Consider the following 13427-nt stretch of genomic DNA (forward strand, 5'->3'; position numbering starts at 1 on the left):
TGCGGGCGGTCAGCGCGAGCGACAGCGCCTGCATCGGAACGTTGCCCGAGACAACGGAGTACGCCTCGTGGAAGAGCGTCGCGTCCCACTTCACCCGGGCCTGCAGGTACAGGCCGGAGTAGTCGTCGAACAACAGCAGGAACTTGTGTTTGCTCGCCGCCTTCAACGGCATCCGGTCCGGGTCGACCGGCGAGCGCCGCAGTTGACCGAGCAGCGAGTAGGCGCCCTCCACCTGCCTCAGACCGCGCAGCCGACCGAACGCGTACGCCGAAACCCGCGTCGGAGCGCTGCGGGACCACCACGGGGGCCGCGTCCAGAACGACAGCGACCCGGACGTCACGACCGCCACCACGTGCGGGTGGTCGGCGAGCGTACGGCGTACTTCGTCGGCGCGGCAGCCGGGGCAGTCGGACACCCGCGGCGGGTGTTCCGCCGTACCGACGGTCACCGGCAGGCACGCCATCACGATCCCGTCGAACAGGTCCGACGTACGCAGTACCGCACGGAACTGGCGCAACAGCCGCCGATCCGGTCCGCTCAGCACCCGGTCGGCGACGAACCCGACCACAAGCAGCAGCACGATCACCAGCGCGACGATGGCCATACCTCGACCCTAGAACGAGCGAAGGGCCGCAAGCAGCACGCTTGCGGCCCCTCGCGGGTACGTCAGGCAGACGGTTTGTCCGGGATGTCGTCGTTCTGGCCGTCCAGGCTGTCCAGACCGTCCTTGGCCTTCTCGACCCCGGTGTCGATCTGGTCGCCGTACTTGCCGCCGCTCTTCTCGTCGGCGAACTCGCCGGCCTTGTCCAGGCCTTCGCCGACCTTGTCGCCGTGACCGTCGACCAGATCGGCTGCCTTCTCCTTCAGGTTCTCGGCGGTGTCCTTGAACTTGTCGAAGATGCCCATCGCGGACCTCCCATCCCTGCGTAGTTGAGTGCTTACGGAAAGCTACTCTATGTCCCCGCCACTGTCCGTGGTCCCACCGCCGGACTCGATGTCCCCACCGGACTCGATGTCACCCCCGGAGTCGGTCCCGGTGCCGGGCTCGGCGTCGGCCGCGAACTCGATGTCCCCACCGCTCTTGCGGGACTCGATGTCGCCACCGCTCTTCTTGGCGGCGGTCAGGTCCTCGGCGTCCTCGGGCTGGTCCTTCGCCGACTCTTCATCGAACGAATTCGTCACTTGATGTCCTCCCGTAGAAATGTCACGAACTCCATGGTTACTACCGAACATTCCGGGTCATCCACAAGACCGGTCTGCACCTCTTGGCGAAGTCTGAATCCGGCACTGCCAGACTGGAGCGATGCCTGCACCACTCGTCGTCGCGGTCGTCGGCCCCACCGCGGCCGGCAAGTCCGACCTCGCCGTTGCCCTGTCCCAGCGCCTCGGCGGCGAGGTGGTGAACGCCGACGCCATGCAGGTGTACCGCGGGATGGACGTCGGTACGGCGAAGATCACCGACCCCGAGCGGCACGGCGTACCGCATCACCTGCTGGACATCCTGGACGTCACCGAGACCGCGACCGTCGCCGAGTTCCAGGAGCTCGCCCGCGCGGCCATCGACGACTGTCTCAGCAGGACGAAGGTCCCGGTGCTGGCGGGCGGTTCCGCGCTGTACGTGCGGGCGATCCTCGACGACTTCGTGTTCCCCGGCACCGACCCGGCCGTCCGCGCCCGCCTGGAGGCCGAGCTCGAGGCGCACGGCTCCGGGGCCTTGCATGCGCAGCTACAGCAGAAGGATCCGCGAGCGGCCGAGCAGATCCTGCCCAGCAACGGCCGCCGGATCGTCCGGGCCCTCGAGGTCGTCGAGATCACCGGCGGTCCGTACGTCGCGACGCTGCCCGAGCACCGCTACGTGTACGAGGGTGCGATCCAGCTCGGGCTCGACGTACCGCGGCCGGTCCTGGACGAGCGGATCGACCGCCGGGTGGACCGGATGTTCGACGCCGGATTCGTGGCCGAGGTGCGAGGACTGCTGGACAAGGGTTTGATTGAGGGGAAGACCGCCAACCGCGCACTCGGATACTCGCAGGTGATCGCGTTGCTGAACGGTGAGATCGACGAGGCCCAGGCCCGGGAGCGGACCGCGCAGGCCACCCGCCGGTTCGCGCGCCGGCAGGACTCGTGGTTCCGTAAGGACCAACGGATCACGTGGCTGCCGTACGACGCCCCGAATCTGCCGGAGCTGGCGCTGGAAGTGATAGCCCGAGGCAACCGCGCGCCCGCCGCCGGCGTAGTCGAGGTGAACACCGGGATCGTCGATGCGAGGGGGTGACCGTGAGGCCGAGTTCCGCGAGTACCTGATCGCGGACCGCACCCGGCTGATGCGTACGGCGTTGCTGCTCACCGCCGGGGATGTGCACACCGCCGAGGATCTGGTCCAAACCGCCTGCACGCGGGTCTACGTGCACTGGCACCGGATCAAGCACGAAGGCGCCGGCCCGTACGCCCACCGGATCCTGGTCAACGCCTTCCTGGACGAACGCCGCCGGGCCGGCCGCCACCCGGAGGTGGTGACCGCGGAGACGCTCGAGCCACGACTGAGCGACGTACCGGACCAGGCGGACACGCTGGCGGTCCGGGACGCGCTGCTGGACCTGGCACCACGGCAACGGGCAGTCCTGGTACTGCGGTACTTCCAGGATCTCGACGTCGCGACCTGCGCCCGGATCCTGGAATGCACCGAAGGCACCGTGAAGAGCCAGACAGCGAAGGCGCTGAAACGCCTCAAGGAACTGATGACGGAAGAGACGGGGAGTAGCTGAGACCGCCGATGGACGAGGTCAAGAAACTGCTGGAGGGGTTCGCGGACCGCGCGGCCGACGGGCTGCCGGACGCGGACATCGACGCGGACGTCACCCGCGGCCGGCTTGCGCTGCGCCGGATCAAGCGCCGCCGCCGGGCCACCGGGGTGCTGTGCGTCGCCGCCGCGTCGGCTCTGGTGCTCGCGATCGGCAACCAGGTGAACTGGTGGCGGGGCGGCAGTGAGGTCGCCGGCACCTCCGTCGGGCAGGAGACCGCCGCCTCGGCGGCCGGTCCGTCGACGCTGCCACCCGCGACCCCGCGGTCCAACCAGACGATCTCGGCGTTCGGCGCCCCGGTCGTCGACCTGGTCGCGAACCGTCAGCCCTGGAGCACGATCGACTGCACCCTCGCCCCGAAGGGCTGGACGGCCGAGTCGCCGATCGCCGCGAACCACGTCGTCCTGTCCAAGGCGGAGATGCGGACCGCCGACACCGCGGCGAAGGTGATCCTGCAGGCCGCCCCGCAAGCGCGCAGCCTGATGCACCCACGGGTCACGGCCGCGGGCGGCAAGACCTTCCACATCGGCACACTCGACGGCCGCCTGACCGCGCAGGTGCAGCTCCCGGGCCGCTGGCTGCTGGTCTCGTTCCCCTCCGGCACGGCCGAATGGCCGGATGACGCGGTCCAACGCTTCCTCGACTCCTGCACGGTGCGGTAGGAAGAGTTCGTGAAGAAGCTGATTGCGTCTCTGTCCGCAGGAACCCTCGTTCTCACCGCCTTCACCGCGACCACCAGCGCCCAGGCCCAGGCCCCGACCAGGGAACCGGTCGCGGTCGGGTACGGCGGGGCGGTGTCGTCGGTGGATCCGAATGCGACGAACATCGGTCTCGACGTACTGCGTCGTGGTGGTAACGCCGTCGACGCGGCCGTTGCGACCGCCGCCGCGCTCGGTGTCACCGAGCCGTACTCGGCCGGCATCGGCGGCGGTGGGTACTTCGTGTACTACAACGCCAAGCGCCACAAGGTGTTCACGATCGACGGCCGGGAGACCGCGCCGGCGACGATGCCGTCCGACGCGTTCATGAACAAGGCGACGAACCAGCCGTACCCGTTCGCGCAGCTGGTGACGTCCGGTGTCTCGATCGGCGTACCCGGAACGCTCGCCACCTGGGACAGCGCGCTGAAGCAGTGGGGCTCGTTGTCGCTCGGCAAGGCGCTGACGCCGGCCGCGGACCTGGCCGACCACGGCTTCGTGGTGGACCCGACGTTCCGCCTGCAGACCCTGGAGAACAAGGACCGCTTCGCGCAGGTCGTGCCGACCGCCAAGCTGTTCCTGCCGAACGGCGACGCGCCGCAGGTCGGTTCGCTGTTCAAGAACCCCGAGCTCGCCGCGACGTACAAGCTGATCGGCCAGCAAGGCCCGTCGGTGTTCTACCGCGGTCCGCTCGCCGGTGAGATGGCGGCGGTCGCCCAGAACCCGCCGAAGGCGCCCGGCGCCACGCTGCCGTTCTTCCCCGGGTACCTGCGGGCGAGCGACCTCGCGGCGTACGGCGCGATCGACCGCGCGCCGACCAAGGTCCGGTACGACGGCCTCGACGTGTACGGCATGGCCCCGTCGTCCTCGGGTGGCATCACGATGGGCGAGGCGCTCAACATCCTGCAACCGCTGCATCTGCGGGAGCTGTCCACGACCCAGGCGTTGCACACCTACCTCGAGGCGTCCGCGCTGGCGTTCGCCGACCGTGGTGCGTACATCGGGGATCCGGCGTACGTCGACGTACCGCAGAAGGAGCTGTTGTCGAAGGGCTTCGGCGCCGAGCGGGCCTGCCAGATCGACCCGCAGAAGGCGGCCACCAAACCGGTGCCGGCCGGATCGCCCGACGGGAAGTACTCGCACTGCGGCAAGGGCAGTCCGGTCGAGCAGCGCCGTGACACCGAAGGACTTTCGACGACGCATCTGGTGACCGCGGACAAGTGGGGCAACGTGGTCTCGTACACGCTGACCATCGAGCAGACCGGCGGCAGCGGGATCACCGTGCCGGGCCGGGGCTTCCTGCTGAACAACGAGCTGACCGACTTCTCCGCGGTGCCGGACCCGAAGGACCCGAACATCGTCGAGGCCGGGAAGCGGCCGCGGTCGTCGATGTCGCCGACGATCGTGCTGCGCGGCGGCCGGCCGTACATCGCGCTCGGCTCGCCGGGCGGTTCGACGATCATCACGACCGTCCTGCAGACGCTGACGAACCGGCTGGACCGCGGGATGACGCTGCCGCAGGCGATCGCCGCCCCGCGCGCGTCGCAGCGCAACACGCCGTCGGTGACGGCGGAGCAGTCGTTCATCGATCGGTACGGCGCCGCGCTGGCACCGTACGGGCACACGTTCACGCCGGCCGGTGCGCCGGGGAGCTCGGCCGCCGAGATCGGTGCGGTCGCGGCGCTCGAGTTCCTGCCCGGTGGCGCGATCCTCGCGGCCGCCGAACCCACCCGGCGGGGTGGGGGAGCGGCGGGCGTGGTCAGAGAGCGGTGATGACGGCGGCGACCAGGGCTGCTCGTTCGGCCAGGGTCGCCGCCACCACCTGCTCGTGGACGGCGTGGGCGCCCTTGCCGACCGGGCCCAGGCCGTCGAGCGTTGGGATGCCCAACCATCCGGTCAGGTTCGTGTCGGCGGCGCCCGAAGCGGGGGCGCCGCCGATCTCCTGACCGACTGTGCGTCCGGCGGTGACCACCTTCGCCAGCAGCTCGTCGGTTTCCGGTGAGGGCTGCCAGGCCGGGCGGTTCGACATCACCCGCATCTCCAGCCGGGCCTCGCGCACCGGCTGGAGTCCGGTGATCGCCTCCAGGACCGACCGTTCGGTCTGTGGATCCATGAACCGGAACCCGAAGTCGGCCGCGGCGGACCCCGGTACGACGTTCGTTCGGCCGCCACCGCTGATCGTGCCGACGTTGCACAGCACGTTCTCGTGCGCGGCGACGACGCGTCGTACGGCGATCAACTGGTCGACCAGCTCGTCGATCGCGGACACGCCGCTGTCCGGATCCAGCGCCGCGTGCGCCTCGCGGCCGGTGACCTCGAGGCGAACCCGGGTACTGCCCCAGCGCGACGTCTTCAGGTCCCCGTTCGGATGCGGCGGCTCGAACCCGAAAGCGGCATAGGCACCCTTGGCCGACGCGGTCACCAGCGCGCGCGCCGACGGCGACCCGATCTCCTCGTCCGCGACCACCACGATTCGCAGCGGCCGGTGCTCGCGGCCCGCGACCTGTTCGAGAGCGGTCTCCAGGACGACCAGGCCGCCCTTCATGTCGAAGACGCCCGGCCCGTGGATGATCCCGTCCGCCGCGCGCCACGGCATCGCGTCGTCGAGCTGGCCGATCGGCCAGACGGTGTCGTGATGCGCCAGGAACAGCAGGGGTGCCTCGCTGTCGCGGCCCGGGAAGTCCGCGACCAGGTGGTCGCCGGTCGGGTGCTGCTCGCGGCGGACGGTCGCGCCGAGTTCGGCGTACCGTGCCGCCAGCCGGTCGGCGAACGCGTTCAGCGCGGCGGCGTCACCGGTCGGCGTCTCCACGCCGACGTACTCCCGAAGTCGCTCGATCATCATGGATAGTCAACGTATCATCATCCGGCCCACCGCTATCAGAGTTCGCCGAGTGCGGATATGGTTCGGGATATGAATCGTATCTCTGAGGTGAGCTTTCGCGCGGTCTCGCTCACCACGGCGTCGAGGTTCGCCGAGGCGTCGGCGCTCTACCGGGAGGTGTTCGGGTATCTCGACCCGGCCTACGGGCTCAACCCGCGGCTGCTCGGGGCGCTGGCGAGCAACGGCGGCTCGGTGGTCGGGATCCTCGACGAGAGCGATGAGCTGGTCGCGTTCGCGTACGGCTTCTGCGCCACCGACCGGCGCGGGTTCTACCACTACTCGCAGTCCGCGGTGGTCGCCGCCGGGCAGCAGGGGCGCGGCCTCGGCCGGATGCTCAAGCACGCCCAGAAGGAAGTTGCCCTCAGCCACGGAATGTCGCGGATGCGCTGGACGTACGACCCGGCGCAGATCCGCAACGCGCACTTCAACCTCGACGTGCTCGGCGCCCGCGGGCGCTGGTTCGCGCCGGACATGTACGGGCCTGGCACCGACCGCGTCGTGGTCGAGTGGGACCTGACGCGCGAGCACCCGTCGGCGCCGACCCCGGTGGCTGAGTTGGTGGTGCCAACGACCGATCTGCGCGGCTCGTTCGAGGAGCTGCTGGGCAAGGGACTGGTCGCCATTTCGTGCCGGCGGCGTCCGGACGGTACCGGCGTCTACTACTTCGGGCCGGCCGACGATGCGTGACAACCGCGAGCTGACCAGCCCTCAGGAGCGGTACGACGCCCGCCTGCAACGACGCTCGTCGACGCTGCTGCAGCGCCGCGTGGTCGAGCAGGAACGCGCCTCGATCGACGCGGCGCTGGACCAGATCCTCACCGACGGTGCGATCGCGCAGGCGGCCGCCCGGATCGTCGCGGCCCGCCGGCGGTTCATCGTCGGGTCCGCGAAGTCGTTCTCGTACGCGTCGCTGCTGGCGTTCGACCTCGGCGCCGGGCTGTCGCAGGTGACGCTGGTCGACGGCACCGTCGTACGCGGCGTCGACGTACTGGCCGACGTCCGGTCGAACGACCTGATGGTCGCGTTCTCGTTCCGCCGGTACCGGCGCGACACGGTGGAGATCGCGCACCGGTTCGCCGAGGCCGGTGGGGAGCTCGTCGCGATCACGGACTTCGAGGACGCACCGCTCGCGAAGATCGCCGACCAGAGCATCTACGTCGCCACCGGGAGCGCGTCGTACGTCGACTCGCCGACCGTCGTCGCCTCCGTGCTGCACGTCCTCGCGACGCTCACCACCGCCAGCGCGAAGGGCGCCCGGCGGCGGCTGGTCGAGCGCGATCGGCTGAACACGGAGCTGGGGCTGTATGTCAACTGAGCTGAAGGTGGTCGCGGCCCGGCTGCACCGGGTGCGGATGCCACTGGTGCACGAGTTCCGGACGAGCTCGCACCGTAAGGCGTTCCTGGACCACATCCTGGTCGAGCTGGAGGACGCCTCGGGAGCGATCGGGTGGGGCGAGATCGCGTCCCCGTCCGATCCGTACTACGCCCCGGAAACCGTTGAGACCTGCTGGCACATCGCCTCGAAGTACCTGCTGCCCGCGATCCTCGACCGTCCGTGGGCCGACCCCGCCGACCTGGCAAGCACCTGGTCCAAGATCCGCGGCAACCAGTTCGCCAAGGCCGGCGTGGACACCGCCGCCTGGGTCCTCTGGGCAGAAGTCCAGCAACTGCCTCTTGCGACCATCCTGGGTGGAACGCGCAAGGAGGTTGTCGCAGGAGTCTCGCTCGGCATCGAACCAACGATCGACGACCTGCTCGTACAGGTGCAGCACCAGGTCGAATCCGGGTACCCGAGGGTGAAGCTCAAGATCACCCACGACTGGGATGTAGAACCGGTGCGAGCCGTGCGTACGGCGTATCCGGACCTCGATCTGCACGTGGATGCGAACGGGATCTACACCGCCGGCGACCTCGCCCGCCTGCAGCAGCTGGAGCGGTTCGACCTGACCATGATCGAGCAGCCGTTCGCGCCCCGGGACCTGCTGACGCACGCCGAGCTGCAGCGCCGGATCAGTACGCCGGTCTGCCTCGACGAGAGCATCGAGACGCTCGCCGACCTGGAGACCGCGCTGCGGCTGGAAGCGCTGCGAATCCTCAACATCAAGGTGTCGCGGATGGGCGGGCTGACCGCGGCGCGCGCGGCGCATGATCGGGCCTGGGATGCCGGGGTGCCGGTCTGGTGCGGCGGCATGCACGAGTTCGGCGTCGGCCGGCTCGCGAACGTCGCGCTATCCAGCCTCCCCGGCTTCACCCTCCCATCGGACGTGTCCGCCTCGGAGAAGTACTACGCCCGGGACATCGTCGAGCCCGCCGTGACCGCCGTCGGCGGTGTCGTCCAGGTACCCGGCGGGCCCGGCCTCGGGCACCAGCTCGATACCGAACTCGTCGCCGCGAACACGGTCGGCGAACTGACTCTCCGCCCAGGACAGGAGTGACTCGATGCGCCTCGCACTGACCGGCGGCCTGATCGCCGACGGCACCGGCAGCGAACCCACGCCCGGGACGGTACTGGTCGAGGGCGGCCGCATCAGCGCGGTGCTGCCACCGGCCGAACCGGTCTCCGAAGCAGAGGTAATCGATGCCACGGGCAACATTGTGGCACCGGGGTTCGCCGATCTGCACTCACACGCGGATTTCAGTCTCGGCACAAGTCCGGGCGCGGAGTCGCAGCTCGCGCAAGGCGTCACCACGCTGGTCGCCGGGAACTGCGGGTGGTCGCCGTTCCCGGTCACCGACCTCGAGCCGTTGCGCGCCGGTACGGCGTTCCTGGGCGCGCAGAAGTGGTCCTGGACGGACCTGTCCGGCTTCGCTGCAACGTTGGAACCGGCGGTGAACCTGGCGCTGCAGGTCGGCCATTGCACGCTGCGGATCGCGGCGATGGGCACCGCGCAGCGGGCGCCGTCACCTGATGAACTCCTGCTGATGCAAGACCTGCTGCGGGCGGCGGCGGACCAAGGCGCGGTCGGTTTCTCCACCGGCCTGATCTACGCTCCCGGCACATACGCGTCGCCCGAGGAGGTCGCCGCCCTCGTCACCACCGCCGCCGAATGCGGCCTGCTGTACTCGACCCACATCCGCAACGAAGGCGCCGGCCTGCTGACCGCCTTGGACGAGGCAATCACCGCGGCCCGCTCCGGCGGCGCCCGCCTGGAACTCTCCCACCTGAAAGCCGTTGGCCCGTCCAACCACGGCCTGATCACCACCGCCCTGGAACACCTCGACCAGGTCGACGACGTGGACCTGGGCTGGGACGCCTACCCGTACACCGCGACCAACACCACCCTCACCACCCGACTCCCGGCCTGGTCCCTCGCCGGCGGCGCCCTCCTCGACCGGCTTGCCGACCCGGCTGAGCGGGCGCGGATCGCCGAGGCGCTGCGGACCGACGTACTGCTCTCGCCGGACACCGTCGTGATCGCATCACTCCCACCTGGGCGGTACGACGACTGTCGTGGGATGAGTCTGACCGAGATCGCCCGGCGTGACGGCGTGGACGCCGCCGAGATTGTGCTGCGCATTCTCGAGTGCCACCAGGCCGCCGTGAGCGTCATCAATCACGCGATGCGCGAGGAAGACGTGACGGCCGTCCTGGAGCACCCGCGCACAGCGATCGCGAGCGACGGCTGGATCATGGACGCGACCGGCCCGGGGCACCCGCATCCCCGCAACTTCGGCACATTCCCCCGGGTCCTCGGCCATTACGGCCGCGACCGCGGACTGTTCACGCCCGCGGAGGCGATCCGCCGGATGACCTCACTCCCGGCGTCCCGCCTCGGCCTCACCGACCGCGGCGTGATCCGGCGCGGCGCGATCGCCGACCTCGTGGTGCTCGACCCGGCCAGGATCGCGGACAAGTCGACGTACGACGATCCCTGGCAGCTGTCGATCGGCGTGGAACACGTGCTGGTCGCGGGCCGACCGGCCCTGACCGCCGGCAAGCCGACCGGGCGCCGCTCAGGTCAAGTCATCGCTTGAAGCGTTTGGGTTCTGTCGGCAGAGGTTGGGCAGCCGCCGACGCATCCGGCTCAGGCGACTCCAGCCAGCCGTCGTACTCGGCCAGCACCTCGTCCAGCTCGCCGCGGTCCACGTCCGTCAGTACGACGCCCCACGGGTGGTCCTCGTCGTCGTCCTCGCCGTGGAAGCGCCCGCGGCGTACCTGCCCGCCCAGGCGCTCGGCGACGGAGGCGGCATCGTCCCGCTCCCAGAAGTACGCGATCTGCTCCACAACCGAACACCGTACGCTGTGCGCATGAGTACGTTTCCCTGGCTGAAGGGACATGGCACGGAGAACGACTTCGTGATCCTGCCCGACCCGGACGGTTCCGTGCACGGCGAGCTGGACGACGCCGTGGTCCGGTTCCTCTGCGACCGGCACGCGGGGCTCGGCGCGGACGGCGTACTGCGGGTGATCCAGGGCGGCAAGCAGTCGTACGTCGAGGACGGCGGCGACTGGTTCATGGACTACCGGAACGCGGACGGCTCGATCGCGGAGATGTGCGGGAACGGCGTCCGGGTGTTCGTGAAGTACCTCGCCGAGGCGGGCCTGATCGACGGCAAACGGGTCCGGGTCGGTACCCGCGCCGGCGTCAAGGAGGTCGCGCGGAACGACGACGGCACGCTCACCGTCGACATGGGCGAACCGAAGCTCCCCGCCGCGGCCGGAGTCGTGGTCGAGGCCAACGGCCACCAGTGGCCGGCGCTGCACGTGGACATGGGCAATCCGCACGCGGTCGCGTTCGTCGACAGCCTGGACGAGCCGGGGAACCTCTGCGACCAGCCGACGTGGACGCCGGCAACCGCGTTCCCGCAGGGCGTGAACGTCGAGTTCGTCGTCCGGCGGGGCCCGCGCGACGTACAGATGCGGGTGTACGAGCGCGGCGCGGGCGAGACGCGCTCCTGCGGTACGGGGACCTGCGCCGTCACGGTGGCCGCGGTACGCCAGGCCCGCGACGGGCGGCCGGTGACGTACCGGGTCGGCGTACCGGGTGGTGAAGTGAGCGTGACGTGGCGCGCGGACAACCACCTGGAACTGACCGGTCCCGCGGTACTACACGCGCGGGGCGAGTTCGATCTAGCCTGGTTGCCTTAAACGGGTCGCCGGTCCTTGGTGGCCCGTGCCACCATGGAAGGCATATGACGACCCATTCACAGGCATACGACGAGACCTCCGACGTCGAACTTGACCTCCTTGAGGGCGAGGACTCCGGCGATTCGTTGCAGGGTCACGATTCCGAGCTGACCACTGAGGGACTTGATCTCGAGGAGCGCCAAGCGCTCCGCCGTGTGGTCGGCATGTCGACCGAGCTGACCGACATCAGCGAGGTCGAGTACCGCAAGCTGCTGCTCGAGCGGGTGCTGCTGGTCGGCGTCTGGACCGAGGGCAGCGCCGAGGACGCGGACAACTCGCTGGCCGAGCTGAAGCTGCTCGCCGAGACCGCCGGCTCCGAGGTCCTGGACGGCGTGATCCAGCGCCGGAAGAAGCCGGACCCGGCGACCTTCATCGGCTCCGGCAAGGTGGCCGACCTGCGCCACCTGGTCGCGGCACTGGGCGCGGACACGGTGATCGCGGACGGCGAGCTGGCGCCCGCGCAGCTGCGCAACCTGGAGGACAAGCTCAAGGTCAAGGTGGTCGACCGGACCGCCCTGATCCTGGACATCTTCGCCCAGCACGCGAAGAGCAAGGAAGGCAAGGCCCAGGTCGAGCTGGCGCAGCTGCAGTACATGAAGCAGCGCCTGCGTGGCTGGGGCGGCAACCTGTCCCGCCAGGCCGGTGGCCGCGTCGGCGCGGCCGGTGGCGGTATTGGTGGCCGTGGTCCCGGTGAGACCAAGATCGAGACCGACCGGCGCCGGATCAACACCAAGATCGCCAAGCTCCGCCGGGCGCTCAAGGACATGAAGAGCACCCGCTCGACGATGCGCCAGGAGCGCCGCCGGAACCTGGTGCCCTCGGTCGCGATCGCGGGCTACACCAACGCCGGCAAGTCCTCGCTGCTGAACCGGATCACCGGGGCCGGCGTGCTGGTCGAGGACGCGCTGTTCGCGACCTTGGACCCGACGACCCGTCGTACGACGACCTCGGACGGCCGCGTGTTCACGCTGACCGACACCGTCGGGTTCGTCCGGCACCTGCCGCACGACATCGTCGAGGCGTTCCGCTCGACGCTGGAGGAGGTCGCCGACGCGGACCTGCTGCTGCACGTCGTGGACGGTTCGCACCCGGACCCGATCGCGCAGATCCAGGCGGTCCGCGAGGTACTCGCCGAGATCGACGCGACCGACGTACCGGAGATCGTGGTGATCAACAAGGCCGACGCCGCCGACCCGCTCGCGCTGGCGCCGATCCTGCACCGCGAGCCGAACGCGATCGTCGTCTCGGCCCGGACCGGCGAAGGTATCGACAAGCTCCGCGAACTCATCGAGGGAGCCCTGCCGCAGCCGCACGTCGCGGTCGAGGTCCTGCTCCCGTACGACCGCGGCGACCTGGTCTCCCGGATCCACTCCGAAGGCTCGGTCGAGCAGCTCGAACACACCGCCGACGGCACCCGCATCACCGGCCGCGTTCACCCGGCCCTGGCCGGCGACCTGACGCCGTACGCGACCGTCTAGCCCGCACAGCCTGAGCTCTGAGTAGAAGGGCTCAGGCGTGCAGGGTCCTCGGCTTGGCAGACTGTTCCGCGTGGAGCGCCCGGAAGTCGACCCGCTGCAGCCGTTGTGGCGTGCGCTGGTCGTGTTCCGGGTGCTCACCTGGGTGTTCGCGTGCTTGGGTGTGTGGACCCTGTGGGACGGCATCGTCCGGCCGTACGGCGCGGTGCTGCAGCTCGCCGTGATGGGCGTGTGGACGGCGGTCTCGTCGTACGGCTACAGCATCCGCTGGGGGCGCCGGAACACGCGGCTCGCGTTCGCGGACCTGATCGTCACGGTCGGCTGCATGTACGCGACGCTCTGGGCGCAGCCGTTGCCGGACATCCGTGCGGGTGCGTCCGTGCTGACGTCGGTGTGGGCGGCCGGACCGGTGCTCGCGCTGGCGATCTCCCGCGGGCGGGACGG

At 69.8% G+C, this 13427-nt stretch carries 16 protein-coding genes; 11 read left to right on the plus strand and 5 right to left on the minus strand.

Going from position 1 to position 13427, the window contains the following annotated elements:
- From VFF46_RS26195 to VFF46_RS26205, 3 genes are all read right to left on the minus strand, one after another.
- On the minus strand, nt 1-604 hold a 604-nt coding region (locus VFF46_RS26195), incomplete at its 3' end, for a hypothetical protein (RefSeq protein WP_414673093.1).
- Nucleotides 605-666: 62 nt separating this feature from the next.
- The gene (locus VFF46_RS26200) at nt 667-906 is read right to left on the minus strand and encodes an antitoxin (RefSeq protein ID WP_325039874.1); all 240 of its coding nucleotides are present in this window, start codon (nt 904-906) and stop codon (nt 667-669) included.
- Nucleotides 907-948: 42 nt separating this feature from the next.
- Nucleotides 949-1182 (minus strand): hypothetical protein, encoded by a 234-nt coding sequence (locus VFF46_RS26205; RefSeq protein ID WP_325039875.1) that lies wholly within the window; start codon nt 1180-1182, stop codon nt 949-951.
- A 121-nt stretch (nt 1183-1303) separates the two neighbouring features.
- Between VFF46_RS26205 and miaA the strand changes: the two genes are divergently transcribed.
- The 4 genes from miaA to ggt are packed head-to-tail and all read left to right on the plus strand — an operon-like array spanning nt 1304 to nt 5272.
- The gene (gene miaA / locus VFF46_RS26210; RefSeq protein ID WP_325039876.1) at nt 1304-2275 is read left to right on the plus strand and encodes a tRNA (adenosine(37)-N6)-dimethylallyltransferase MiaA; all 972 of its coding nucleotides are present in this window, start codon (nt 1304-1306) and stop codon (nt 2273-2275) included.
- Nucleotides 2262-2765, plus strand: a complete 504-nt coding sequence (locus tag VFF46_RS26215; protein WP_325039877.1) for a SigE family RNA polymerase sigma factor — start codon at nt 2262-2264, stop codon at nt 2763-2765. Before miaA ends, VFF46_RS26215 begins: the two co-directional genes overlap by 14 nt.
- Before the next feature lie 8 nt (nt 2766-2773).
- Nucleotides 2774-3463, plus strand: coding sequence for a hypothetical protein (locus VFF46_RS26220; RefSeq protein WP_325039878.1), 690 nt, complete (start codon nt 2774-2776; stop codon nt 3461-3463).
- A 9-nt stretch (nt 3464-3472) separates the two neighbouring features.
- Nucleotides 3473-5272: a gamma-glutamyltransferase gene (gene ggt / locus VFF46_RS26225; RefSeq protein ID WP_325039879.1), complete on the plus strand. Its 1800-nt coding sequence runs from the start codon at nt 3473-3475 to the stop codon at nt 5270-5272.
- Here ggt and VFF46_RS26230 read toward each other — a convergent pair.
- On the minus strand, nt 5259-6341 hold the full coding sequence (locus VFF46_RS26230; RefSeq protein ID WP_325039880.1) for a M20 family metallopeptidase: 1083 nt from the start codon (nt 6339-6341) through the stop codon (nt 5259-5261). The genes ggt and VFF46_RS26230 overlap by 14 nt on opposite strands.
- Nucleotides 6342-6410: 69 nt before the next feature.
- Between VFF46_RS26230 and VFF46_RS26235 the strand changes: the two genes are divergently transcribed.
- Genes VFF46_RS26235 through VFF46_RS26250 form a run of 4 tightly spaced genes read left to right on the plus strand, consistent with a single transcriptional unit; the run spans nt 6411 to nt 10355 of the window.
- Complete coding sequence (locus VFF46_RS26235) at nt 6411-7067, plus strand: GNAT family N-acetyltransferase (RefSeq protein ID WP_325039881.1); 657 nt, start codon at nt 6411-6413, stop codon at nt 7065-7067.
- The gene (locus tag VFF46_RS26240) at nt 7060-7695 is read left to right on the plus strand and encodes a MurR/RpiR family transcriptional regulator (protein ID WP_325039882.1); all 636 of its coding nucleotides are present in this window, start codon (nt 7060-7062) and stop codon (nt 7693-7695) included. The genes VFF46_RS26235 and VFF46_RS26240 overlap by 8 nt, the downstream gene beginning before the upstream one ends.
- Entirely contained in the window at nt 7685-8815 is a 1131-nt protein-coding gene (gene menC / locus VFF46_RS26245; protein WP_325039883.1) for an o-succinylbenzoate synthase, read from the plus strand. The genes VFF46_RS26240 and menC overlap by 11 nt, the downstream gene beginning before the upstream one ends.
- Before the next feature lie 4 nt (nt 8816-8819).
- Nucleotides 8820-10355: an N-acyl-D-amino-acid deacylase family protein gene (locus VFF46_RS26250; protein WP_325039884.1), complete on the plus strand. Its 1536-nt coding sequence runs from the start codon at nt 8820-8822 to the stop codon at nt 10353-10355.
- On the opposite strand, the gene VFF46_RS26255 is transcribed toward VFF46_RS26250, so the two are convergent.
- Nucleotides 10345-10605: a hypothetical protein gene (locus tag VFF46_RS26255; protein ID WP_325039885.1), complete on the minus strand. Its 261-nt coding sequence runs from the start codon at nt 10603-10605 to the stop codon at nt 10345-10347. The two genes, VFF46_RS26250 and VFF46_RS26255, sit on opposite strands and share 11 nt — an antisense overlap.
- A 24-nt stretch (nt 10606-10629) precedes the next feature.
- Between VFF46_RS26255 and dapF the strand changes: the two genes are divergently transcribed.
- The 3 genes from dapF to VFF46_RS26270 form a co-directional block, all read left to right on the plus strand.
- Complete coding sequence (gene dapF / locus VFF46_RS26260) at nt 10630-11469, plus strand: diaminopimelate epimerase (protein ID WP_325039886.1); 840 nt, start codon at nt 10630-10632, stop codon at nt 11467-11469.
- A gap of 44 nt (nt 11470-11513) precedes the next feature.
- Nucleotides 11514-12986 (plus strand): GTPase HflX, encoded by a 1473-nt coding sequence (hflX, locus tag VFF46_RS26265; protein ID WP_325039887.1) that lies wholly within the window; start codon nt 11514-11516, stop codon nt 12984-12986.
- Nucleotides 12987-13056: 70 nt separating this feature from the next.
- Nucleotides 13057-13427, plus strand: a 371-nt coding sequence (locus tag VFF46_RS26270) for a DUF5931 domain-containing protein (RefSeq protein WP_325039888.1), incomplete at its 3' end; no start/stop codon positions are given.

Origin of the sequence: Kribbella sp. (assembly GCF_035655035.1) — a bacterium.
Lineage (GTDB): Bacteria > Actinomycetota > Actinomycetes > Propionibacteriales > Kribbellaceae > Kribbella.